Here is a 23,852-nt window from a genome sequence, read left to right as displayed (position 1 = left end):
GAAGGAACATGCAAACATCTATGGAACCAGCAAATGGGTTAAACCATTCAAAGCATAGGAAAATGGCAACCATGTTATCAATCATTCCAGGCGTGGGCCAAATGTATAATAAACAATTTGTAAAAGGTCTTATTTTTCTAGTATTAACAGGTTCTTTTATTGTAGCCTTTGCTGATTTATTAAATATGGGATTATGGGGTATTGTAACGCTTGGTACAGAAGTTCCACGTGACCATTCTGTCTTTCTATTAGTAGAAGGAATCTTGGCCCTTATCGTTATCGCTTTTGGGCTAGGCATATATGCATTTAACTTATATGATGCATACCAAAATGGAAAGAAACGTGATAGCGGAACACCGTTAAATTCTGTAAAAGAGCAATATCGTAATTTGTTAGATCAAGGTTTTCCTTATTTAATGGTTTCACCAGGTTTTCTACTACTTATCTTTGTGGTCGTATTTCCAATCATCTTCGTAATTTTAATTGGATTTACAAACTATGATTTATATCATTCTCCTCCAGCTAAATTAGTAGATTGGGTGGGCTTTAAAAACTTTATTGATATTTTCACTTTACCGATGTGGAGAGAGACATTTGTAAGTGTATTCTCTTGGACTGTCATTTGGACATTCGTTGCAACAACATTACAAGTTGCACTTGGTATTTTCTTAGCGATTATCGTAAATCAGCCTGGTATTAAAGGAAAGGCGATTATTCGAACAATCTTCATTTTACCGTGGGCGGTTCCAGCATTCGTATCTATTCTTGTTTTCTCTGGTATGTTTAATGAAACATTCGGAGCGATTAACAATCAAGTATTAGCTTTATTCGGAATTGAAAAGATTGCTTGGATGACAGATCCATTTTGGGCGAAGATTGCTTTAATTATGATTCAAACGTGGCTTGGGTTCCCGTTTATCTTTGCGATGACAACAGGTATACTGCAATCGATTCCGGGAGAATTATATGAAGCGGCCACAGTAGATGGAGCGACAGCTTGGCAACAGTTTCGTAAAATTACATTGCCACTTGTGTTATATGCAACAGCACCAATATTAATTACGCAATATACGTTTAACTTTAATAACTTTAGTATCATCTATCTATTTAATGGTGGAGGTCCTGCTGTAGCTGGACAAGACGCAGGTGGAACGGATATTTTAATTTCATGGATTTATAAGTTAACGATGACTTCAGCGCAGTACGGAAAAGCAGCAGCTCTTACAATGATATTATCGTTAATTGTTATTACAGTTGCGTTATGGCAATTTAAGAGAACAAAATCATTCCAAGAAGAGGATATGATGTAAATGAATATTAAAAGACAGAAGATGTTACGTCTCTCATTAAGTTATTTAGTTATTTTCGTAATGTGTGCCATCATTTTCTATCCGTTATTATGGATTATTGGCTCATCGTTTAATCCAGGTGATAGTTTATCTGGATCAAGTATTATTCCACAAAATGCAACGTTAGATCATTATCGTAAGTTATTAGATCTAGAGAATAGTAATTACTTACTATGGTATAAAAACACATTAAAAGTAAGTGTTTTAACGATGATTTTCTCAGTGTTAGCAATTAGTTTTACCGCTTATGCATTTTCGAGATATCGTTTTGTTGGAAGAAAAAATGGTTTATTAACATTTTTAATTCTGCAAATGATTCCAAACTTTGCAGCGTTAATTGCTTTATACGTATTAGCTCAATTAACAGGATTAATTGATACACACCTTGCATTAATTTTAATTTATGTAGGCGGGGCTATTCCGATGAATACATGGCTTATGAAAGGGTATTTTGATACGATTCCGAAAGAACTGGATGAATCAGCTCGAATGGATGGAGCAGGACATTTTCGTATTTTTTGGCAAATCATTATGCCACTTGCAAAGCCAATCGTAGCGGTTGTAGCGTTATTTACTTTCATTGGTCCATTTACAGATTTCATTTTAGCGAGTATTATTTTGCGAACACCAGAAAATTATACTTTAGCAGTTGGATTATATGAAATGGTTGCGAAGAAATTCGGTAATGAATTTACAACGTTTGCAGCGGGTTCTGTGTTAATTGCGATCCCAATTTCAATTTTATTCCTATCACTACAAAAATACTTTATTTCTGGTTTAACAGCTGGAGGTACAAAAGGATGAAAAATGGGACATTACGTCCCATTTTTCTTTTCATCTCCCTATAAATAAGTTTATAGGGAGATGAAAAGAGATTTGACATCACATGTGAAAAGAAGTGAAATAAATAGTATATTATAGTATAGGAAAAAATAGCTATATCCCTTACAATACATGAAGAGGGAGAATAGGATTAGTTTTGCAAGATATAAGAAATGAAAGTTTATGACTTGCAATGAGTGCGAGATAAAATATATGAAAAATGGCAGAGAAATGAGAGGAGGGGGATTTTTATGACAGTTACAATTAAAGATGTGGCGAAGCAAGCGAATGTTGCACCATCAACAGTTTCTCGTGTAATTGCTGATAATCCAAGTATAAGTGAAAAGACAAAGCGCCGTGTTAGGAAAGTGATGAGTGAATTAGGGTATCATCCCAATTTAAATGCGAGAAATCTTGCGAACCAAACGACGAAAACACTTGGTCTTGTTATGCCAAGTTCTGCAAGTAAAGCTTTTCAAAATCCATTTTTCCCAGAAGTTATAAGAGGGATTAGTTCATTTGCACACGTAGAAGGTTATGCGCTTTACATGTCGACAGGTGAAACGGAAGAAGAAATTTTTAATGGTGTCGTAAAGATGGTACAGGGACGCCAAATTGGTGGCATTATTCTTTTATATTCAAGGGAGAATGATCGGATTATTCAATATTTACATGAACAAAATTTCCCGTTTGTTTTAATAGGAAAACCATATGATCGAAAAGATGAAATTACATATGTAGATAATGACAATTATACAGCTGCAAGAGAAGTGGCAGAATATTTAATTTCATTAGGGCATAAGCAAATCGCGTTCATTGGTGGTGGATCAGATTTACTTGTAACGAGAGATCGTTTAGCTGGTATGAGTGATGCCTTGAAATTAGCAGACATTGTATTACCAAAAGAATATATTTTACATTTTGATTTTTCGAGGGAAAGTGGTCAACAAGCTGTTGAGGAATTAATGGGACTGCAGCAACCGCCAACGGCAATTATGGCAACGGATGACTTAATTGGACTTGGTGTGTTAAGTGCTCTTTCTAAAAAAGGATTCGTTGTACCGAAAGATGTTTCTATTGTAAGCTTTAATAATGCTTTATTATCAGAAATTGCGAGCCCTCCACTTTCGACAGTTGATGTGAATATTTATCAGCTAGGATATGAGGCAGCAAAAGCTTTAGTTGATAAAGTAGAGAATGCAGAATCCACTGCAAAGTGTATCATTATTCCTCATAAATTACTAAAACGTCAAACTTGTGATCATTATGCATAAAAAAGCTAAGAGTTTAACTCTTAGCTTTTTTCATTAGAAAGGCTTCTAATCGGTTGCAGCCTTCTTTTAAAGTTTCGATACTATACGCATAGGACAAGCGAAGGTAGCCTTCACCGTATTCAGAGAATGCTGTTCCAGGAACTACAGCTAGTCCCGCTTCTTTGACAAGATCAAGTGCAAAATCAAATGATGAAGATGTCAAATGACCAACATATGGGAATAAGTAAAATGCACCTGTTGGCTTTTCAACTGTTAATCCCATTTGAGTGAGTCTATTATATACGTAATCACGGCGTTTTTTATATTGGTGGCGCATCATTTTTGGTGCGTCTTTAGCTGCTGTTAATGCTTCAATTGCAGCGTATTGAGCGATTGAAGTAGCACACGTTACATTGTATTGATGAACTTTTAATATGTGTCCTGCTAAATAACTTGGTGCAAATAAAAGTCCAACACGCCAGCCAGTCATAGAATGTGATTTAGATAAACCGTTAATGACAATTGTTTTTTCACGCATTTCTGGGAAATGAGCGATAGATGTATGCTTTTGTTCATATACAAGCTCGCTATAAATTTCATCTGAAAGGACGAAAATATTTTTATCTTTTAAAACATCTACAATATCTTTTAGCTCTTCTGTTGATAAAGTTACACCGGTTGGGTTAGAAGGATACGGTAGTACGATACATCTTGTTTTTTCTGTAATAGCATTTTTAAGCGCTTCAGCTGTTAAACGAAATCCAGTTTCACGAACATCTACAAAAATAGGCGTTGCACCGCATAATCGAATAATAGGTTCGTAGCCTGGATAAATAGGAGCAGGTAAAATTACTTCTGTTCCTGGCTCTAAAATCGTTCGGAATGCAACATCAATTGCTTCGCTAGCACCGATTGTAACGATGGTTTCGTTTTCAGGTGAATAATGTAAATCGTAGTTATCTTTTACGAAGTTACAAGCTGCCTTACGTAATTCTAGTAAACCAGCGTTATGTGTATAGCTTGTATAGTTTTCTGTAATAGCCCGTTTAGCCGCTTCTTTCACGAGAGAAGGTGTAGGGAAATCGGGTTGTCCAATTGTTAAAGAAATCAAATTATCATAGTTTTGAATCATGTTAGAGAACTGACGGATTCCAGAAATTTGGATGTCCTTCACTCTAGGGTTAATGAATTGTTCCATTGTATCTCCCTTTCTTCCGTTTGAAAATTAAGTTCATTTTATCATATTTTCTATGATTACGCTTTGTATATGTTATTTAGAAAGAGAGAGAAAAGAGAAAAAAAGCCGCTATAAGCGACTTTTTAATATCCGTATTCCCAATCTATTTCATCTTCATTCCAGAGTACAGAGGATACCTTGCCAAGGTGAACGACTGATTCGTTTACAGCACATGTGCAGTTTTCATCTCCCGCTTTATGCTGTAACTCTTCATATACTGATTTTTCAACATTTTCTAGAACAACCAAATTTTCTTCTTTTAAAACAAGCGTAGTACCCGCCATATTTATCTTCCTCCTACTAAAGTAATGATCACTTATTTGTAAACATAGATAGTATGGATTATATGCTGTATTTTGCTATAATTGTCCGTCTAAAAAAGTATTTTTATATTTTCTTTGTAATCCGTATTCATTGTATACTGCACGAAGGAAATTTGGTACAGGGTTTACAATCATTTCGAAAATCTGTAACAATTATTATGAGTTGTTAACAAAGAATTAACAAATACGTTAAGAAAAATCAAAATTTTAAAACAAATACACCTATAAAATGATATAATCATATCAAAATACATATAGGGGATGAGAGGTTATGGAGCTTATCCGTGATTTATTGATTCAAATTGCCATCATAATTTTGCCACTATTTTTATATGAAGCGATTCGTTTAAATCGCTATCAAGAAATGCCTCCGAAGCCAAATCGTTACTTTATTATGTTTTTATCTAGCGTTACGCTCGTTCTCTCCATGACATACTCTATTTGTTTTGGCAATGTGTGTGGGTATAACTTTCACCCCATTCCAATTGTCAGTGGTTTTTTATATGGTGGGATTGTTGGTTTAATCCCAGCGGTTATTTTTGTTGCATATGAATGGTTACTAAAGGGAATGAGCTTTCTTCCAGTTTTAGAAGTAATATTTCTATTGATAGTTCCGCTATTTTTATCAAAGAAATGGTCTCTTTTTTCAAGGGATAAGAAATTAATTTTAGCATTTATGATTTCATCATTTTATGTGCTTGTTTTTTTAGTATTAGGCATGATTAATGTTCTTTTGGAAACAGGATTTACACCGTATATTTCGCAAATATATAGCGGATTTATATTTGCCTCGCTTATCATGGTCATGACAATGGTATTTCAGGTGTATTTAACTGAATATTTAAATGAAAATGCATTGCTACGTACAGAGATGCAAAAATCAGAAAAGCTTAATATTGTAAGTGAGTTAGCAGCAAGTGTGGCACATGAAGTTCGAAATCCACTAACTGTTGTTCGTGGATTTATCCAATTGCTAGAAAGTACGGAAGATGTGAAGAATAAGGATTATATGCGTCTTGTATTAGCTGAATTGGATCGGGCGGAACAAATTATTTCAGATTACTTAAATTTAGCAAGGCCGCAAATTGAGAAAAAAGAACACATTTGTTTATCAGCCCAATTAATAGAAATGACCACTCTTATGTCGTCATTTGCAGCGATGCAAGGTGTATATTTACAAGTTGAAATTTCAGAAAGCCTTTATACGATTGGTGATAAGACAAAATTGAAGCAAGCTATTATGAATGTTGTTAAAAATGGTATTGAAGCAATTCAAGGAAATAAAGGATATTTAAAAGTAACAGCTATTCAAAAAGATGAAACAATCATAATAAGAGTTAAAGATAGTGGTGTTGGTATGACGAAAGAACAGTTAGCAAGGCTTGGGCAACCATATTATTCTTTAAAAGAAAAAGGGACAGGATTAGGACTTATGGTAACATTTAGTATTTTACAAGCGCATAATGGTACATTGGAATATAAGAGTGAAAGTGGAAAAGGCACTGAAGCAATTATTATATTACCAGCTGTACAAAATAAGGAATAAAAGTTACCGATGAAAGGTAACTTTTTAATTTATATTGTTTATTCATTTGTTTTTTCTTGTTTTGCTCGGCTAAATAAACTTTTAAATGATTGAAAGAAGCTTTGCTCTTTTGAGGCAGCAACCATTCTTTTTGTTTCTTGAATTTCTCGAATAACTTGCATAAGCTGTGCATCACGGTTACTGTCTTTGTTATAAATTTGACTAACAAGTTTATTCATTTTTTCTTCCTGTTTGGATTCTCGTTTATACATATGATTCATTAATAAGTCCATCTTTTCTTTTTGCAGTGCATCTGTTTGAGCGGCGTGATCGACTAACTCTTGAAGCATTTTTTCTTGAGAGCCTTCTTTTACATAAACTTGTTGCATCAATTCGTCTAGTTTCTCATCCTTTAAACGATTTTGTGTAATTAGAGTAGAATTTTGATGAATAATTGCTTCATTTAATTGAGCTAGCATTTCAAGTTTTAACATGAACTCCTCAAAGTTACGCCCATCTTCTTTTTCTTTCGTTTGTATCTCTTGCTTATCTTGTATAACTGGTACAGGTGGGGCCTCTTTTTCTTTTAAAATAATCGGTATCGTTTCTGAAATATCTTCTTGTAATGTAGCAGCTCTTTCGTGTATAGATTTCAATAGTTTTAAATCATCAAGTTTATAAATACGAGCATCAGCTGTTTTGGAAATCATATAACCATGTTCCTCTAACAGCTGACTATATTTGCGAACTATATGTTTTGGGATGCCTGTTTTATTCGTGACATCTTTCGTTTTATAGGTAGCTTCCATCATATTTCCTCCCCAAAAAGTATCGTATATATCATTTCAATCTTTTATGAGGACTTCCTTTGAAAAAGAATGTCGGAAGGCTATTAGTTTTCTACAGCATTAGTGAAAAAATGAAAATTTTTGGCGGAATGGCAAGGAATAACTAAAATAATGTCTGAAAACATATACAGGAGAAGTTTGTTATAATAACGGAGGAAAAGAAACTGGTAGAAACATGGAGGTATACATGAAGCAATTAAAAGGTATTATCATTTCAATTATCGCAATTCTGTCTATTTTAGTAGCAGTTTATGAAGTACTTGTGCCAGAGGAAACAAGTGTAAAGAAAACGAATACGTATGATCAAGTGTTAGAATTTCCGAAAGAACGTTATCCAGAGACAGGAAAACATATTACGGATGCTATAAAAGAAGGGCATTCAGAAGTTTGTACAATCGATCGTGGTGGTGCTGCAGATAGAAGGAAATTGTCGTTAGCACCATATCCATCAAAAAAAGGGTATGATCGTGATGAATGGCCAATGGCGATGTGCAAGGAAGGCGGAAAAGGAGCACATATTGAATATATAAGTCCGGCGGATAACCGTGGAGCAGGCTCTTGGGTAGGGAATAAGTTAGATAAATACCCAGATGGTACGCGAGTAAAATTTGAAGTGAAGTAGTAGTTGTATATTTCATAATGAAGGAGAAGGGGAACTATGGAGTTAACGATTTCTTATTCGCAATTAATGTTGATGAACTATGACGGTGAGCAGCCTTATGTAGATTGGACTGATGAAGATTTTGAAAGAGGTTATGCTAAGGCAGATGGAACTGTTATTTTTGAAGCACTTTCTGATTATACTTGTGAAGTGAAAGTGACCCCAGGCAAACATATTGAAAAAGAAGAAGTAGTTAGAACGATTACGGTTCCTTTTACAGTTGAAAATGAAAGTATCGTTATAACGAGTATTCTTTCTAATAAATTTCAAATACCTATTCCAAATGGTGAGTATACAGTTGTATTACAAGCAATTCCTCTTGAAGAGCCAACGGATGATGAATTATATAAAATACAATATGAATTCTTTTTTGAAAGTAAAGAATAAAAAATGGGTTATCCTGAGAAAAGGATAACCCATTTTTGTTATGCGTTTGTTTTTAAAAGGGAACGAGCATCTTTCGCTGCTTGCACCATATGTTCTAAAGCTGGAATAACTTCTTCTGTTCTTCTCGTTTTTAAACCACAATCGGGATTAATCCAGAAATATTTAGGATCACATACTTCTAAAGATTGTTCTACGATTTTATACATTTCATCTTTACTCGGTACACGTGGGCTATGAATATCATATACACCTAGGCCAATGCCTTTTTCATATGTTGTATGTTTTAATGTATCAATAAATTCTCCGTGACTTCTTGATGTTTCGATAGAAATTACATCTGCATCTAATGCGCGAATCGCGTCAACAATATCTTCGAAGTTACTGTAACACATATGAGTATGAATTTGTGTTTCATTTGCTACAGAAGAAGTTGCTAAAAGGAAGGATTGTACTGCCCATGTAATATAAGCATCCCAATCTTTTTCTTTTAGTGGCATTCCTTCACGAAGTGCGGGCTCATCGACTTGGATTACTCTAATTCCAGAAGATTCAAGTAGTTCAATTTCGTGACGAAGAGCTAGTGCAATTTGATACGAAACTTCTTTTCTTGGAATATCATTTCGAACGAAGGACCAATTTAAAATTGTAACAGGTCCGGTTAACATTCCTTTTACAACTTTCTCTGTTAAGCTTTGTGCATAAACTGTTTCCTTAATAGTCATGCCGTTAATAAAGGCTACATCACCATAAATAACAGGTGGTTTTACGCAGCGGGAACCGTATGATTGTACCCAACCGTTTTTAGTGAATGAGAAACCAGCAAGGCGCTCACCAAAATATTCGACCATGTCAGTTCTTTCAAATTCACCATGTACAAGTACATCAAGCCCAATTTCTTCTTGGTAACGAATCCATTTTTCTGTCTCTTTTTCAATAAATTGTTCATATTGGTCATTTGAAATAACACCGTTACGCCATTCTTTTCGCGTTTGACGAACTTCAGTTGTTTGCGGGAAGCTACCAATAGTCGTTGTTGGTAATAGCGGTAACTCTAGAGCAACTTGTTGTAATTCGTATCGTTTTTCAAATGGAAGAGGACGTGAAAAATCTTCTTCTTTTAGTGCTGTTCGTGCTGCTTTGACATCTTCTCGGTTACGTGCAGCAGATGAACGAATTGTATGATGTACGTTTCGATATGTTTCCAGCTCATTACTAATGCTTTCTGTACCTTGAGTGAGAGCGGAATGAATAAGAACTAACTCTTCTAATTTTTGATTTGCAAATGCTAACGCATCAAACAGCTCAGTCGATAAGTGAGTTTCTTCTGTTTTATCGATTGGTGTATGCAATAAGCTACAAGAAGGCTGAACGATGATATCTTTCGTTTGGACTTGTTTTTGTAACGTTGTAAATAACTCAAGAACTTCATCAAGGTCAGCTCTCCAAATGTTACGGCCATCTATACAACCGACAGCTAAAGTTTTATCAGCTGGGAATCCATATTTTGAAATAGCATTTAGATTACCTTCTTTACCATGAATGAAATCTAATCCAATACCGGATACCGGGAATGTAATAATTTCTTCATAGTTTTCTTCTACGCTATCAAAATATGTTTGTAAAAGAAGAGTCGCATTTGGAACTTCTTTACGAATAGTTTCATAAATTTCTTTTGCTTGTTGAACTTCTTTTTTAGTTAAAGAAGCGAAAATCGGTTCATCAACTTGAATGGCTTGTGCCCCAGCTGCATGTAGTTCTGAAAGCAGTTGTACGTAAGGTGCAACTAACTGTTTTAAAATGTTAGGAAATTGTTCTTGTGTATAGCCTTTAGCTAATTTTAAGAAAGTATATGGTCCTAAAATAACAGGCTTTCCATCTACTCCTAATTCTTGTTTTGCCTCTTCGTATAAGCGAAGTGGGCGATTATCTTTTAAAGAGATTTGTAATCCCTCTTCATATTCAGGAACGATATAGTGATAGTTTGTGTTAAACCATTTTGTCATTTCGGAAGCTACGTGATCTTTAGAGCCACGCGCCATTGCGAAATATACATCAAGGTAAGATGTAAACTCAGAAAAACGTGATGGAATAAATCCTAGCATATAGGCAGTATCCAAAACGTGATCATAATATGTAAAGTCGCCAATTGGAATGAGTTCAATCCCTTTTTCTTGCTGTACTTTTACGTGTTGAAGGCGAATTTCTTTCATTGTTGTTAAAAATTGTTCTTCATCGATTTTATTGGACCAAAAAGCTTCCAATGTTTTTTTCCACTCTCGTTGTAGTCCGATACGTGGATAACCTAAGTTACTTGTTTGAATTGCCATTTTAAATTCCTCCCTAATTGAAAGTAAGCATTTCCGTTTACTAGGAAATACCTATAACAAAAAGTACAAAGACATAGAAAATAAGCCTTCCTTTTTGTTTTAACACCTCATCATCATCCGTGAATCTATCAGTGTTGTTAAAACAGGCAGGTCTCCTGACTTATGCTTCATATAATTTCTTTCACCTTCCCGTTTTCACAGTGGCACCAAAAAGAAATCTCAGCATTTACAGTGGCGGGACCGTGTTGGAGTTTCACCAAGCTTCCCTTTTAAACACGAAACGAAACTTTCGTGTACCTATTTTCCTTTTGAAAGGAATTTAACAAGCGATATGATATTGAAACAAATTCTAACACAATTTTTGGAATTTTGTCTACTGTTTTGAAATAAGAAAATTCAAAAGTTTTTATTTCTTATTATTATGACTTTTCATCCTGGATTAACTAATAATATTACAGTATAAAAAGAGAAATTGAGCTATGAAAGAAGTAGGGATGCCTTCTTTCATAGCTCAATTTTCATCTATAGCAACTTCTGAAAGTCGGCCTGCTATAGCATCTTTAAGGAGGGTGTTTAGCCATTGTAATTCAACTGTAATATGCTCAATTACACTTTGCAAAATATATAGTTGTGCACGTGGAACCTTTCCTTTATTACAATCATATATCGTTTGCATAGTATGTAAATATTGAAGAGTATCGTTTTTCTTTTTTTCTAAAATAGGAACTAATTCGTGATCATTGCTAAAGTGAGCGAAAGATAATGCCGAATAAATAGGTTTATATATTTGGTTTTTGGCTTCGAATTGTTTTAATAGTAAAGTGTGGAATAGTTTTTTGCCTTCTTCTGTTATATGAAAAATCGTTTTGTCAGGTCGATTTGTGTCTCTAATTACATTTGTAATATGAATTGCGCCTTGCTTTTCTAATTGCTCGAAGGCGTAATAAAGTGATCCTTTAGCATATTTAATGTAACAATCCATTTGTCGTTCTTTCATAATATGCTGCACTTCATATGGATGTTTATCTCCTTCGAGTAGCAAGCCGAGAATGACTAATTTCATGCTCATGCTGTCTCAACTCCTGTATATAAAAACTTTATCTAGTAAGATCCCCACCCAAAAATTCAGCGGAAGCAAAGAAGTTAGGTGGGGATTAACTGCCCGTAAAAGCCCGATTGGTGAGGGCTAATAATCAGTGGGGGATGAACACCCCCCACTGATTAAAGTTTCACTTTATACATATTATAAACGGCATATCCTTTTTCATAAAGGAATATGCCGCTTCTTTTTTATATTAACTAACTTGCTTTTGTTTTTCTTTCTTTTTAGGGCCTGTAAAGAGGCGTTCATTTCCCATAAGTAAAATACAAATAATACTTAGTACAGCCGGGATGAGTGCCCAGAAGAATGTATTCGCAATAGATGTAGCGAGAGCTTCTTTAATACCCGCTAATATTTCAGCAGGAATTTTTGCGGTAGCGCCTGGTGATAATAAGAAACTTGTGTCTCCGCCTTTTGGAGCTAATTTTGCTAGTTCAGGGGGAAATACAGAGTTTAGTTTATCTGTAAAAATATGATTTTGAATTGTACCGAAAATCGTTACACCAAGAGTCATACCGAGTGATCGGAAGAATGAGTTTGTTGATGTCGCCGAACCACGGTCCCGCATTTCCAACTTGTGAATAGAAGACATACTTAATACTGAGAATGAGAAACCAACACCAAGCCCAGCGAGAATCATAAATAGTGTTACGAGTAAACGAGGTGTGTCCATTGTTAAAGTACTTAATAAATAAATACCAAGAACGAAGAAGACACCAGATACCATCATAATGTTACGATAGCTTGTTCGAGAAGCTAATTGTCCTCCTGTTTGACTTCCAATTACAGAACCAACCATCATTGGTGTTAAAATTAATCCAGCATTAGAGGCGGAACCTCCAAGAACGCCTTGAATGAAGATTGGAATATAAACTGTACAGATAATAAAAGCGGCACCATAGAAAAAGGCAACTCCTTGGCTAGCTGCGAATAAAGGTTTTTTAAATAGATGGAACGAAATAATAGGCTCGGTTGCTTTTCGTTCTACAAAGAAGAAAATAATAAGCGTAATAAATACTGTTGTAAATAAGCCAATAATTACAGTGGAATTCCAGGCATATTCCTTACCACCAAGTTCTAATGCGAACATTAAGCAAACGATACTTATGACAAGTGTAATAGCACCAGCCCAATCAATTTTTTGTTTTCTAAATTCTAGAGACTCACTGTAGTATTTAGTAATGAAGAAAAAGGAGATAAGTCCTAATGGAATATTAATATAGAAGACCCAATGCCAACTTATATAGTCAGTAATATAAGCACCTAATAAAGGACCGAATACACTAGATGTCCCAAAAACAGCACCGAATAGTCCTGTCATCTTCCCGCGTTTTTCTGGTGGGAAGATATCATACATAATTGTGAAGGCGATAGGCATAAGGGCACCACCACCGATACCTTGAATAGCTCTATAAATACTTAATTGCTCAATACTTGAAGCTGTTCCGCAAAGAGCAGAACCGAATAAGAAAAGAATGAGGCCGCCAATATAAAAACGTTTCCGCCCGTACATATCAGAAAGTTTCCCGAAGATAGGCATCCCTGCCATTGTTGCTACCATATAAGCTGATGTGACCCAAACAAACTTATCAAATCCTCCTAGGTCTCCAACGATTGTTGCCATTGCGGTTGCAACGATTGTATTATCCATTGCGGCCATTAATATACCAAGCAGTAAACCAGCAACAACAAATTTTGTCTTGTTGGCGTCTTTTTTTAATGGTTGAGTTTCCAAATATAACCCTCCTTTAGAAATAAGTAAACTATATTAAGTTTTGAGTGCAGTGGATAAAAAATTTTAAATGTATAGTTGATTTTAATTCCTTTTCCATAAGTGCACTGATATGCCATAAAGAATATTATAGTCAAATTTGACTATAAGGCAAACTTTTTCTTCCGTCAAAATATTCTTTCGTATGAGTAGAGAACGAGTGAGCCATACTGAATATTGCTATAAAGGAAATGAAGTAAATTGTAAAAAAATTTCATAAAGAACACCTTCTGTTAATAGATGAAAAATGGTTTTTTCTTCATATTGTCGAATAGGATAAAAGGAAGAGAAATATTAAACATTGCTTGTAGCAAGCTTTAGTGATTTGGGGAATTCATTGTGTGTATGTTACATCTGAAATGAGGTGAATATATATTATGAAAATATGGGGACGAATTTCGGATACAGGAAAGTATTCAATACCGCTACAACCAGTATTGTGGATTGACGGATCGAAAAAGGAAAACGAATTTCCTCAAGTAGCCGTTACATTACAAATTGGTAGTATGTATACAGAACAGTTTTCGTATGAATTGACCTACGATGTAAACGACATACTTATTATGCGAATTGAAGTGGAAAATAAAGGGGTAGAAATGATTTCGAGAGTTGTTGTAAGTCATATGATTCGAGATTACTTTGCTTATATTCCTAATTCTTTAAAAGTTGATAAGGGGATAAGTGAGTTTTTATTCCAGCTTGTTAGATGGCGAATTGATGATTTGTTACCGAATGAGAAGGTGGAACTACGTTGTAAAATAAAAGCTAATAAAGATAAAGCTCTTAAACAAACATTCTTTCAGGCTACATATACATTTCAAGATAAAGAGATATCATATGGCCCACTGCAAACAAATGAAGTTGTTGTGCGTCAATGATAAAAAGGAACCTGTACAAAAGGTTCCTTTTTTAGTGAAGGTTGTGTTTTTTGAGTATTTTCTTTTGCTCTATTCCTTTTTTTCCTACATAGTTATTTTTGTAGCCAAAGTATAGAATAAATAAAAATGAAACAACATTAACAATAGCGTCGATTTGATCGTTTGTAATAAAGTGTATGCCGAAAGAGGTAAATAATAATTTTAATGATAATAGAAAACCAGCTAGTAAACGCATAGCATCTGATAGATTCTCTTTTTGTAGCATATAGATTACTCCTTTCTATAAAAGTTATATTATATATATGAAATAGAGTAGAAAAGGTATACAAGCTTAAGCAGAAATGTACATTGCATATGTACATTTTTTATTTTGTAGAAAAACATTATTGATATAGAAACATATATTGGTATAAAAGGGGGAAAAGTATGAAACATAAAGGGAAAATTAGTGGATTATTGCTTGGCAATACTGTGGCAGTTACAGAATGGATTGCACTTCAGGATGTAATTGCAAAACTGGATTCACGATCATTTTATACCGTCTTTATTATTTATATATTGCAAATGATACTAAGTTATTATTTTGGACATTGGTACGATAAAAGAGCGAACGAGCGTATGGGTATGGAAGTAGGAGGAATGGCAAGCAATGATTTTGTTGTTGATTTTTTTGGGAAAGTAGCTGCTTTATCTGAAAGAGATTCTCGTAATATTACAGTGTACATTCTTTCTGTAAAAGAATGGGAAGGATTAAAAGACACGTTGCAAGAAAAAAAGTTGGGAGTATTAGTACAAAAATTAGAGAGTACCATTGTAAAGACAATTCGGAAGGGCGATGTTGTTACAAAGTGGGATGAAAATAAGTACGTTATTGTAGCAATTGATAATGGTCATGAAACATCAACAATAACAAAACGATTAATGAAAAATATTGAAAGTGAAATAGAAGGTGATTTACTCAGTGTCACTCTTTTATTTGGAGCAGCTAGCTATCCAGTAGAAGGAAAAACGTTTGAAGAACTGTTGAGAAAGTCGCAAAATCAATTGTACCAGTATAGAAATTTGCAAGAAAATGAGTGAAGCTTTGATTTGAAGATATATGATAGGAAGATGTTTTATTTGTAACATTTTTTTGACTTTTATTACAAAAAAACGCCATGTTTGTAATAAAAGTCTTTAAAAATATATGAAATAAGCATATAATTATGATGGTAGTGTCAATGCAATTTGCACAGTGTGTTTTATTTTAAAAGTGTAGAGGAAAGCAAGCTCTACACTTTTCCTTTTTAGGAAATGAAAAGAATATTTGTAAGTTGTTGCGAGATATCGATTGTACTGTGTAAAATGAACAAAGAGATTAATTGATAGAAAGCTGGAAAGGGAATGATAGACGTGAGAGCGGAGCGATCACCTTTTATCAGGTGAACTATTATAGTCTTATTAAGACTGAGGTGAAATTCCGTGGACATTAAAGTAATACATAGTGTGAACAGGCCTTAAAAAACACGAAGTAGTATACTTAAAGATGGATATGGAATTGCTAAATAATTCAAAAAGAATAATGTAATATCAAGTAATAATTTGTACAAACAATATTAATGATCTTCGTAAAAAAGATGCGAGTGTATAGAACAATTACATATTTTATAACTTTTTTATATTACACGATGGTCATTTATAAGTAGGAGGAAGAGATGTTGAAATATAGTAAATTAGCAATTGTAACTGCATTATCAATGATTTTATTAGCCGGTTGTTTCGGTCCGAAACCAGAAGAAGAATTATATGTAGCGTTTGAAAACGCTGCTAAACAAGAAAAAACAATGTTTGAAGATGCAAAAAAACTTGAGACTTTAGAGAAAGAAGGACAAGAATTATATAACCAGATTGTTCAAGAAGGAAAAGATAATAATCAAACTGTTAAAGAAAAACTGAATCAAGCAGTGAAAAATACAACTGAACGAGAAAAAGTGCTTGCAAAAGAAAAAGAAGTTTTAAATAAAGCGCAAGAAGAAGTGAAGTCAGCTGATAAGTATGTGAAGAAAATTGAAGATAAGAAATTGAAAGATCAAGCTGATAAAGTGAAAAGCACGTATGAGAAACGACACGATTCATTTAATAAAATGTATGACAGCTATGACAAATCTTTAAAACAAGAAAAAGAGTTATATACAATGTTACAAGATAAAGGTACTAAATTAAAAGATATTAGTGAAAAAGTAAAAGTAGTAAATCAATCTTATAAGGATATTGAGTCAGAAAAAGATAAATTTAATGAATTCACAAAGTCTTATAATACAGAAAAAGTAGCTTTTTATAAACAAGCAAATATTAAAATTAAAGAAGAGAAAAAATAAAACAGTTTGGCCTACACTTGGCCAAACTGTTTTATTTTTTTGTATAAGTACGACTATACCATGGAACAGGTTCACTTAATTTTTTTTCTTGTTTTAATGCTTCAGGACCAATATAATCTTGAATTGTTTTTTTTGCCACTGTTAAAGATAAGGTTGTTTTCGGATTTCGATAGGAGGATTCAAGATGACCAAGATGCGGTAGAATTCGAAAATCTTCTTTCGTAGGAGGGATGTGGAAAAAATAATCGCCTAAACGTATAAGGACATCAGATTGTTGTTGGCTAAAACGTGGGTTTCTAGAAAAATGTAATCCTTCTTTAATTGCTTTTTTTTCAGCAATCAAACGTTCTAAAGCTGTCTTTTTTAACCAGTATAAATATTTAGGATTAGTAGCTGCTTTAGCATGACGATTCACAACGAAAATAGATTGAGCTAGTCGATTAATAGAATGTTGGTTTTGTAATTGAGATTGTGGTTGTGAAGGTTTCATATTGAATCTCCTTTCAATTTTTCATTATTATACCATAAATAAAATAGGTATTTATTATACGCAAAAAGTGATTGTATATATTTTCAATATTAAAGCAATATTGTTACAAAAAACAACTATTTTGTATAATAGTAATAGAATATGTTTTTGAAATTTGATAATGAAAGAGTGAGAAGTTTGAAAGAAATATTAAAACAACAGTATGCCATTATAGATATTGGATCTAATACAATGCGTTTAGTTATTTATGAAAAGCAAAATGGAGGTTTTTATAAAGAGATTGAAAATACGAAAGTTGTTGCTAGGTTAAGGGATTACTTAATTGATGGTGTGTTGAATGAAGAGGGAATAGAAGTATTATTACAGACATTATTTCAATTTCAAGAAAGTACAAGATTCCATCAGTTGCATCATGTACTTTGTGTTGCAACAGCAACAATTAGACAGTCGGAGAATCAAGAGGAAATTAAAAAGCTTGTTGAAGGACAAACGGACTTTACTCTTAGAGTATTATCAGAGTATGAGGAAGCGCGTTACGGATACTTGGCGGTTATGAATTCTACATCGTTTTCAGAAGGAATAACGGTAGATATCGGCGGGGGAAGTACAGAAGTTACATACTTTAGAAATAGAGAGATTTTAGAGTACCATAGTTTTCCATTTGGGGCGCTTTCTTTAAAGCAACAATTTATTAAAGGGGATATTCCTACTAAAGATGAGTTAGAGGGAATGCAACAGTATTTAGAGTTTCAATTTCGAACGTTACCATGGTTAATCAATAAGAAATTGCCTCTTATTGCAATTGGTGGTAGTGCTAGGAACTTAGTGAAAATCCATCAAAATTTAATATGCTATCCTATAGCAGGATTACATTTATACAAGATGAAAGAAGAAGATATTGAAAGTGTAAAAGATGAATTGGAAAAATTGTCGTACATAGAACTTCAGAAATTGGAAGGATTGGCAAAAGATCGAGCAGATACGATTATTCCAGCGGTTGAAGTATTTCATACACTTGTTAATGTTATAGAGGCACCGGCATTTGTATTAAGTAGAAAAGGGTTAAGAGAAGGTGTTTTCTATGAAGAGTTGACAAAAGATTTGGGGATTTCATATTATCCGAACGTAGTTGAAGAAAGTCTGCATTTACTATCACATGAATACGAAATGGACATGGAATTTGTTATTCAGCTTATTAAACATGGAAGACTAATTTGCAAACAACTTGAGGAAATAGGGCTTATTTCTATGTCAGTAAAAGACTGGGAAGTGTTCCATCAAGCAGCGAAAGTATTTAATATAGGCAAATATATAGACGAAGAAGCAAGTCGTTTACATACGTTTTATTTATTAGCGAATAAGACAATTGATGGCATGATGCATAAAGATCGAGTAAGGCTAGCGCTTATTGCATCGTATAAATCAAAAATGTTATTTAAACAACATTTATCTCCATTTGAAGGTTGGTTTGATAAAAGCGAACAAAAAAAAATCCGCCTGTTAGGAGCTGTTTTACAATTTTCAGCTACTTTAAATGTAAGGCAACGATCGCTTATTGATACCATATCTATAACAGAAAACGAAGAAGGATTAACATTTAAAGCTTTATGTGAACAATCGGCATTAGCGGAAAAAGTGCAGGCTGAAAAACAAAAAAAACAGTTAGAAAGAGTGTTAAAAACGAATATTAACTTGTTATTCGAACTAAAACATTAGGTTGTACGGATGTCTTTACAAAAAATTTACACTTTATAATATTGTAATTTACTAAAATAAAAGTAACTAAATTATAGTGAAAAAGTTTCAAGGGGAAGTGTGAAGAGAATGGAATTATTGAAGGGGAATGCAGTAAATTTAAATGATACAGCTTATTACAATAATCGAGAGTTAAGTTGGTTAGCATTTAATGAACGTGTCTTACAAGAAGCGCAAGATGCAAATAATCCACTTTTGGAAAGATTGAAATTTATTAGTATTTTTAGTTCGAATTTAGATGAATTTTTTATGGTACGTGTAGCGGGATTAAAGGATCAAGTGAGTGCTGGATTTAATCAGCCAGAAAATAAAGCTGGCTTAACACCAAAAAAGCAATTAAATAAAATTGCGATAAAAGCCCATGCACTAATGACAGTACAATATGATACATTTAAAAATTATGTATTACCAGCGCTTGAGTTAGAGGGAATTGAACGTTTAACATTCAATGATTTGACGAAAGAGCAGCGAGAATTTATAGAAGAGTATTTTGATGAGCAAATTTTTCCGGTGTTAACTCCTGTAGCTATTGATGCATATCGCCCATTTCCAATGTTATTAAACAAAAGTTTGAATTTGGCTACTCTTTTATATGATGAGAAGCAAGCGGAAGAGGAAAACAGGACGAAGTTAGGAATTGTGCAAGTTCCTTCATTACTTGAGCGCTTCATAATTTTACCGAGCGAAGGGCAAAAGCATAAATTTATTTTATTAGAAGACGTAATTAGTAGCTTTACTCATAAATTATTTACGGGATATACAGTATCATCTGTTACTCGTTTCCGTATTACACGCAATGCAGATTTAACGATTCATGAAGAAGGTGCGAGAGATTTATTAAAGGTAATTGAAAAAGAATTAAAAAAGCGTAAGTGGGGGGCTGCTGTTCGTTTAGAAGTTGGGAAAGAACACATTGATGAAAGAGTACTAGCGTTATTATATGAGGTTCTGGAAGTAAAAGATGAAGATGTATATATAATGGATGGTCCATTAGATTTAACATGTTTGTTTTCTTTATATAAAAAACTAGCTCCTTTATATGAACATCTTGTATATCCGGCTCTTATTCCGCAACCACCTCAAGATTTAGGTGATGAAGAAGATGTATTTGAAAAAGCAATTGAGCATGATATTTTATTACATCATCCTTTTGAATCATTTCAGCCGGTAGTTGATTTTGTCCGTGATGCGGCGGACGATCCGAATGTACTTGCGATTAAACAAACGTTATATCGTGTAAGTGGTGATTCACCGATTATTCAGGCGTTAAAGATAGCGGCTGAAAAGGGAAAACAAGTGACAGTATTAGTTGAATTAAAGGCAAGATTTGATGAAGAAAACAATGTTCATTGGGCTAAAGAATTGGAACAGGCAGGCTGTCATGTTATTTACGGTGTAAGTCACTTGAAAACACATAGTAAAATTACATTAGTTGTAAGAAGAAAAAACGGAAAAATCGAAAGGTTCGTACATCTCGGAACTGGAAACTATAATGATGCAACAGCGAAGTTATATACTGATTTTGGATATATTACATCAAGAAAAGACTTTGGGGTTGATGCAACCAATTTCTTTAATTATTTAAGTGGTTATACAACAAAGCCACATTTTCATCATTTATCGGTTGCTCCATTTGATATAAGAGAGCAATTTATAGATTTAATAGATGAAGAAATCCGTTATCATAGGCAATATGGAAATGGATATATTATCGCTAAGATGAATTCATTAACAGATAAACCATTAATTAAAAAAATGTACGAAGCATCACAAGCTGGAGTAAAGGTAGAGCTCATTGTTCGAGGGACATGTTGTTTAAGACCTGGCATTCCAAATGTAAGTGAAAATATTCGTGTAGTTAGTGTTGTTGGAAGATACTTAGAGCATAGCCGTATTTATTATTTCCATCATAATGGGGAGGAGAAAATATATTTATCTTCAGCTGATTTGATGACGCGAAATATGGAGAAGCGAGTGGAAATATCTTTCCCGATATTAGATATTGAAATGAAGGCACGAATTAAGGCGATTTTACAGCTTACATTAGCTGATAATGTGAAAACACGTGAACAAAATAAAGATGGTGATTACTATTATGTTATTAATAGTAGTACAGAAGAAATTGATAGCCAAGTGAAGTTGTTTAAGATGGCATATCAAAATACAGACGCTGAATAATGAAAAAAGTAAAAACCTCTTATGTCAATAAGAGGTTTTTACTTTTTTCTACTCATATGCTCCAAAAATGGAAGGATGAGTAGAAACAATAGTTTTATTATAAGCGTGTAATGAGATGGCTCGTTGAGAGAATAATATTTGAAAGAATCGTTATTTTAACTTAGTAATAGTATGGTTGCTGACATGGTCCACCGTAACAAGGATAAGGTGCTGGCGGCGGGAAAGGTGGTGGATAAGGTGGATAAAATGGTCGAGGGCCGAAAGCTAATGCTCCGCCGAGCAATCCACCAGCAATTCCAGCTAGAAAGGGAACGCCAAAAAACGGGAAGAAGCGTGAGTCGCCTACTGGACCAATAGGTGCTGAACGGACTGGAATTGGTTGATAATATGGATACATGAACATACCTCCTTTATTGGACTCACTTTTATCATATGGTAAACAAAACGTGGATGAGCGCGTACAAGAAAGGATATGTAAGAAAATAGGCGAATTATTACGAATGTTGGAGTGTGAAAATTGTGATTTCAGGTTTTGACATAAAGCGAAATGGGACACGTGTTCTTCCCAGGCCTCGATTGACATAGAGAGTTAAATCCTGAATTGTATAGAAGCCTTCAATATAGTCTTTGGCGAGTGAAGGTGTAATAATAGCTCCTAAAAAAGGAATTTGTACTTGTCCGCCGTGACTATGACCAGAAAGTTGCAAGTTGATTGGATATTTAGAAACTTTGGGCGCGATATCTGGTTCGTGAACAAGAACAATGTTATAAGTACTTTGCCGTGCATGCTCTAATGTTTTCTCTATTTTTGGTTTGCCTAATAGTATATCATCGAGACCGAAAATAGAAATTTCACTATTATCCATTAGATGAATTCTTTTTTCACTATTGAGCAATAGCTCAAATCCTGATTCACGCATGATGTGCTCATAGTATTCAGTTCCATATCCACCGTGATCATGGTTACCATAAATAGCGAATTTACCAAAGGGGGCTTGTATATTTTTTAAAATGGATGCAACGAAAGGAGTGTCAGTATACGTTTGATAATTATCAATGAGATCTCCGGTAAAAAGGACAATATCTGGATTTACAGCATTAATTTTAGAAACAACTTTAGATAAATGTTGAAGCGAGAAATAGTATCCGAGATGTAAATCGCTGAATTGAAGAATTTTCATACCATGAAAACTTTTTGGGATGAGTTGTGATTTTAATGTGTGCTGTGTAAAAGAAATGAAATGGGGCTCTATATATTTAGCATAGTAGTATCCGATGCTACTGGTTATAAATGAATAGAGACAAGTACGCATACCAATTTTTAAAAAATTTCTTCTTGTAATGTGCTTCATAAAAATATGAGTATACCTCAATGTTTTCATTCCATTTATAGGCTACTCAAATCTCCTTTCAGTTTATTTAAAATATACTTTACATAATAAAAAGTAGTATAGATTACGAAAAAAAATGAATAAAAAGAAAGTTCTTTACGCTAAAATATCAGAAAAGTTTAAAAATATAAAGATTTCTATTAAATAAAGTGATAAAATGAATGTGTATTCATTTTTTGGAGGGGATGTATGTGAAAGAAAAGGTAGTTATTATAACAGGTGGATCGAGTGGAATGGGAAAAGGAATGGCGACTCGTTTTGCAAAAGAAGGGGCACGAGTTGTTATTACAGGACGTACAAAGGAAAAACTAGAGGAAACAAAGTTGGAAATTGAACAATTTCCAGGGCAAGTATTACCTGTACAAATGGATGTAAGAAATACGGATGACATTCAGAAAATGATTGAACAGATTGATGAGAAGTTTGGTAGAATTGATGTTTTAATAAATAATGCAGCTGGAAACTTTATTTGTCCAGCAGAAGATTTATCTGTGAATGGCTGGAATTCAGTCATTAATATTGTATTAAACGGTACGTTTTACTGTAGTCATGCTGTCGGAAAATATTGGATTGAAAAAGGTATAAAAGGGAATATCATTAACATGGTAGCAACATATGCATGGGATGCTGGTCCAGGAGTTATTCATTCGGCTGCAGCGAAGGCAGGAGTATTAGCGATGACGAAGACGCTCGCTGTTGAGTGGGGACGTAAATATGGAATACGAGTTAACGCTATCGCGCCAGGACCAATTGAACGTACGGGCGGTGCTGATAAATTATGGATTTCAGAAGAAATGGCTAAACGTACGATACAAAGTGTTCCGCTTGGAAGGCTGGGTACGCCAGAAGAAATCGCTGGTCTAGCTTATTATTTATGTTCAGATGAAGCTGCGTACATAAATGGAACTTGCATGACAATGGATGGAGGACAACATTTACATCAATATCCATTTTAAAAGGGATAAAAAAATGAATATTTGATTCATTTTTTTATGGCTAAATGTGACGGAATTGTGACATATGAAAGAAAAGTGTTTACAAGAGGTCATATATACGTTATATTTAAGACCTCTTTTTTCTTCATAGTAGAATTGCTAATTCCCCTTAGCATTTTACCCCTCTAATCCCTTCAGGAAAACTGAAGGGATTTTTTATTATTTTTCCGTAAATATCATGTTATAATTTTTGAAAAGTAAAG

At 33.9% G+C, this 23,852-nt stretch carries 22 protein-coding genes and 1 riboswitch; of the genes, 12 read left to right on the top strand and 10 right to left on the bottom strand.

All coding sequences use genetic code 11. The features are described 5' to 3' along the window. The first annotated feature begins 8 nt into the window (after positions 1–8). From malC to malR, 3 genes are all read left to right on the top strand, one after another. Positions 9–1,310 (top strand): maltosaccharide ABC transporter permease MalC, encoded by a 1,302-nt coding sequence (gene malC, locus ACS2CR_RS13765; RefSeq protein WP_001194996.1) that lies wholly within the window; start codon positions 9–11, stop codon positions 1,308–1,310. After that, positions 1,311–2,153 (top strand): maltosaccharide ABC transporter permease MalD, encoded by an 843-nt coding sequence (malD, locus tag ACS2CR_RS13760; protein ID WP_001022608.1) that lies wholly within the window; start codon positions 1,311–1,313, stop codon positions 2,151–2,153. A gap of 269 nt (positions 2,154–2,422) precedes the next feature. Continuing rightward, positions 2,423–3,445 (top strand): maltose operon transcriptional repressor MalR, encoded by a 1,023-nt coding sequence (gene malR / locus ACS2CR_RS13755; RefSeq protein ID WP_000219053.1) that lies wholly within the window; start codon positions 2,423–2,425, stop codon positions 3,443–3,445. Between the two features lie 13 nt (positions 3,446–3,458). Here the strand turns inward: malR and ACS2CR_RS13750 are convergent, their stop codons facing one another. Beyond that, the gene (locus ACS2CR_RS13750; RefSeq protein WP_053512462.1) at positions 3,459–4,622 is read right to left on the bottom strand and encodes an aminotransferase A; all 1,164 of its coding nucleotides are present in this window, start codon (positions 4,620–4,622) and stop codon (positions 3,459–3,461) included. A 122-nt stretch (positions 4,623–4,744) separates the two neighbouring features. Further along, the gene (locus ACS2CR_RS13745) at positions 4,745–4,945 is read right to left on the bottom strand and encodes a hypothetical protein (protein WP_000929277.1); all 201 of its coding nucleotides are present in this window, start codon (positions 4,943–4,945) and stop codon (positions 4,745–4,747) included. Positions 4,946–5,255: 310 nt separating this feature from the next. Here ACS2CR_RS13745 and kinB point away from each other — a divergent pair, with 310 nt between their 5' ends. Then, positions 5,256–6,530: a sporulation sensor histidine kinase KinB gene (kinB, locus tag ACS2CR_RS13740; protein ID WP_153602497.1), complete on the top strand. Its 1,275-nt coding sequence runs from the start codon at positions 5,256–5,258 to the stop codon at positions 6,528–6,530. 38 nt (positions 6,531–6,568) lie between these two features. Here kinB and ACS2CR_RS13735 read toward each other — a convergent pair whose 3' ends face one another. Beyond that, positions 6,569–7,318: a DUF3967 domain-containing protein gene (locus ACS2CR_RS13735; RefSeq protein WP_000388471.1), complete on the bottom strand. Its 750-nt coding sequence runs from the start codon at positions 7,316–7,318 to the stop codon at positions 6,569–6,571. Between the two features lie 226 nt (positions 7,319–7,544). Here ACS2CR_RS13735 and nucA point away from each other — a divergent pair, with 226 nt between their 5' ends. After that, positions 7,545–7,979, top strand: a complete 435-nt coding sequence (gene nucA / locus ACS2CR_RS13730) for a DNA-entry nuclease (protein ID WP_000811494.1) — start codon at positions 7,545–7,547, stop codon at positions 7,977–7,979. Between the two features lie 36 nt (positions 7,980–8,015). Beyond that, the gene (gene comJ / locus ACS2CR_RS13725; protein WP_000424030.1) at positions 8,016–8,405 is read left to right on the top strand and encodes a competence protein ComJ; all 390 of its coding nucleotides are present in this window, start codon (positions 8,016–8,018) and stop codon (positions 8,403–8,405) included. Positions 8,406–8,443: 38 nt separating this feature from the next. On the opposite strand, the gene metE is transcribed toward comJ, so the two are convergent. From metE to ACS2CR_RS13710, 3 genes are all read right to left on the bottom strand, one after another. After that, positions 8,444–10,732, bottom strand: a complete 2,289-nt coding sequence (gene metE / locus ACS2CR_RS13720) for a 5-methyltetrahydropteroyltriglutamate--homocysteine S-methyltransferase (protein ID WP_053512461.1) — start codon at positions 10,730–10,732, stop codon at positions 8,444–8,446. Between the two features lie 128 nt (positions 10,733–10,860). Continuing rightward, a riboswitch (cobalamin riboswitch) is annotated at positions 10,861–11,048 on the bottom strand. Positions 11,049–11,243: 195 nt separating this feature from the next. Beyond that, on the bottom strand, positions 11,244–11,801 hold the full coding sequence (locus tag ACS2CR_RS13715; RefSeq protein ID WP_000062063.1) for a PadR family transcriptional regulator: 558 nt from the start codon (positions 11,799–11,801) through the stop codon (positions 11,244–11,246). Positions 11,802–12,027: 226 nt separating this feature from the next. Then, positions 12,028–13,569 carry an MDR family MFS transporter gene (locus tag ACS2CR_RS13710; RefSeq protein ID WP_000449898.1) on the bottom strand — a complete coding sequence of 514 codons (1,542 nt, stop codon included), beginning with the start codon at positions 13,567–13,569 and terminating at the stop codon, positions 12,028–12,030. 413 nt (positions 13,570–13,982) lie between these two features. Between ACS2CR_RS13710 and ACS2CR_RS13705 the strand changes: the two genes are divergently transcribed. Beyond that, on the top strand, positions 13,983–14,483 hold the full coding sequence (locus tag ACS2CR_RS13705) for a hypothetical protein (RefSeq protein WP_000708120.1): 501 nt from the start codon (positions 13,983–13,985) through the stop codon (positions 14,481–14,483). Positions 14,484–14,514: 31 nt separating this feature from the next. On the opposite strand, the gene ACS2CR_RS13700 is transcribed toward ACS2CR_RS13705, so the two are convergent. After that, on the bottom strand, positions 14,515–14,748 hold the full coding sequence (locus tag ACS2CR_RS13700; RefSeq protein WP_000939446.1) for an SPP1 phage holin family protein: 234 nt from the start codon (positions 14,746–14,748) through the stop codon (positions 14,515–14,517). Between the two features lie 161 nt (positions 14,749–14,909). Between ACS2CR_RS13700 and ACS2CR_RS13695 the strand changes: the two genes are divergently transcribed. Beyond that, the gene (locus ACS2CR_RS13695; protein ID WP_000680811.1) at positions 14,910–15,563 is read left to right on the top strand and encodes a diguanylate cyclase domain-containing protein; all 654 of its coding nucleotides are present in this window, start codon (positions 14,910–14,912) and stop codon (positions 15,561–15,563) included. Between the two features lie 614 nt (positions 15,564–16,177). Then, positions 16,178–16,840 carry a YkyA family protein gene (locus ACS2CR_RS13690; protein WP_000922482.1) on the top strand — a complete coding sequence of 221 codons (663 nt, stop codon included), beginning with the start codon at positions 16,178–16,180 and terminating at the stop codon, positions 16,838–16,840. Between the two features lie 31 nt (positions 16,841–16,871). Here the strand turns inward: ACS2CR_RS13690 and ACS2CR_RS13685 are convergent, their stop codons facing one another. Next, a complete protein-coding gene (locus ACS2CR_RS13685; RefSeq protein ID WP_000804862.1) occupies positions 16,872–17,330 on the bottom strand; it encodes a YkyB family protein in 459 nt (152 codons plus the stop codon). Positions 17,331–17,471: 141 nt separating this feature from the next. On the opposite strand from ACS2CR_RS13685, the gene ACS2CR_RS13680 reads away from it, so the two are divergent. Next, positions 17,472–19,046, top strand: coding sequence for a Ppx/GppA family phosphatase (locus tag ACS2CR_RS13680; protein ID WP_153602498.1), 1,575 nt, complete (start codon positions 17,472–17,474; stop codon positions 19,044–19,046). A gap of 108 nt (positions 19,047–19,154) precedes the next feature. Continuing rightward, entirely contained in the window at positions 19,155–21,263 is a 2,109-nt protein-coding gene (locus tag ACS2CR_RS13675) for a polyphosphate kinase (protein ID WP_000421677.1), read from the top strand. A 160-nt stretch (positions 21,264–21,423) separates the two neighbouring features. Here ACS2CR_RS13675 and ACS2CR_RS13670 read toward each other — a convergent pair whose 3' ends face one another. Both ACS2CR_RS13670 and ACS2CR_RS13665 read right to left on the bottom strand, forming a co-directional pair. After that, the gene (locus ACS2CR_RS13670) at positions 21,424–21,660 is read right to left on the bottom strand and encodes a hypothetical protein (protein WP_000283738.1); all 237 of its coding nucleotides are present in this window, start codon (positions 21,658–21,660) and stop codon (positions 21,424–21,426) included. 97 nt (positions 21,661–21,757) lie between these two features. Further along, a complete protein-coding gene (locus tag ACS2CR_RS13665) occupies positions 21,758–22,615 on the bottom strand; it encodes a metallophosphoesterase (protein ID WP_033667426.1) in 858 nt (285 codons plus the stop codon). 230 nt (positions 22,616–22,845) lie between these two features. Between ACS2CR_RS13665 and fadH the strand changes: the two genes are divergently transcribed. Continuing rightward, positions 22,846–23,610 (top strand): 2,4-dienoyl-CoA reductase, encoded by a 765-nt coding sequence (gene fadH, locus ACS2CR_RS13660; protein ID WP_000660913.1) that lies wholly within the window; start codon positions 22,846–22,848, stop codon positions 23,608–23,610. Positions 23,611–23,852: the final 242 nt, after the last annotated feature.

Source organism: Bacillus cereus group sp. BceL291 (genome assembly GCF_051776705.1).
GTDB lineage: Bacteria > Bacillota > Bacilli > Bacillales > Bacillaceae_G > Bacillus_A > Bacillus_A cereus.
This window is presented reverse-complemented; position numbering and strand designations above follow the sequence as displayed.

Bases quoted from the DNA above. Each gene is read 5' to 3' on its own strand.
- malC (WP_001194996.1), top strand. From the start codon at position 9: ATGCAAACATCTATGGAACCAGCAAATGGGTTAAACCATTCAAAGCAT.
- malD (WP_001022608.1), top strand. From the start codon at position 1,311: ATGAATATTAAAAGACAGAAGATGTTACGTCTCTCATTAAGTTATTTA.
- malR (WP_000219053.1), top strand. From the start codon at position 2,423: ATGACAGTTACAATTAAAGATGTGGCGAAGCAAGCGAATGTTGCACCA.
- ACS2CR_RS13750 (WP_053512462.1), bottom strand. From the start codon at position 4,622: ATGGAACAATTCATTAACCCTAGAGTGAAGGACATCCAAATTTCTGGA.
- ACS2CR_RS13745 (WP_000929277.1), bottom strand. From the start codon at position 4,945: ATGGCGGGTACTACGCTTGTTTTAAAAGAAGAAAATTTGGTTGTTCTA.
- kinB (WP_153602497.1), top strand. From the start codon at position 5,256: ATGGAGCTTATCCGTGATTTATTGATTCAAATTGCCATCATAATTTTG.
- ACS2CR_RS13735 (WP_000388471.1), bottom strand. From the start codon at position 7,318: ATGGAAGCTACCTATAAAACGAAAGATGTCACGAATAAAACAGGCATC.
- nucA (WP_000811494.1), top strand. From the start codon at position 7,545: ATGAAGCAATTAAAAGGTATTATCATTTCAATTATCGCAATTCTGTCT.
- comJ (WP_000424030.1), top strand. From the start codon at position 8,016: ATGGAGTTAACGATTTCTTATTCGCAATTAATGTTGATGAACTATGAC.
- metE (WP_053512461.1), bottom strand. From the start codon at position 10,732: ATGGCAATTCAAACAAGTAACTTAGGTTATCCACGTATCGGACTACAA.
- ACS2CR_RS13715 (WP_000062063.1), bottom strand. From the start codon at position 11,801: ATGAGCATGAAATTAGTCATTCTCGGCTTGCTACTCGAAGGAGATAAA.
- ACS2CR_RS13705 (WP_000708120.1), top strand. From the start codon at position 13,983: ATGAAAATATGGGGACGAATTTCGGATACAGGAAAGTATTCAATACCG.
- ACS2CR_RS13700 (WP_000939446.1), bottom strand. From the start codon at position 14,748: ATGCTACAAAAAGAGAATCTATCAGATGCTATGCGTTTACTAGCTGGT.
- ACS2CR_RS13695 (WP_000680811.1), top strand. From the start codon at position 14,910: ATGAAACATAAAGGGAAAATTAGTGGATTATTGCTTGGCAATACTGTG.
- ACS2CR_RS13690 (WP_000922482.1), top strand. From the start codon at position 16,178: ATGTTGAAATATAGTAAATTAGCAATTGTAACTGCATTATCAATGATT.
- ACS2CR_RS13685 (WP_000804862.1), bottom strand. From the start codon at position 17,330: ATGAAACCTTCACAACCACAATCTCAATTACAAAACCAACATTCTATT.
- ACS2CR_RS13680 (WP_153602498.1), top strand. From the start codon at position 17,472: ATGTTTTTGAAATTTGATAATGAAAGAGTGAGAAGTTTGAAAGAAATA.
- ACS2CR_RS13675 (WP_000421677.1), top strand. From the start codon at position 19,155: ATGGAATTATTGAAGGGGAATGCAGTAAATTTAAATGATACAGCTTAT.
- ACS2CR_RS13670 (WP_000283738.1), bottom strand. From the start codon at position 21,660: ATGTATCCATATTATCAACCAATTCCAGTCCGTTCAGCACCTATTGGT.
- ACS2CR_RS13665 (WP_033667426.1), bottom strand. From the start codon at position 22,615: ATGAAGCACATTACAAGAAGAAATTTTTTAAAAATTGGTATGCGTACT.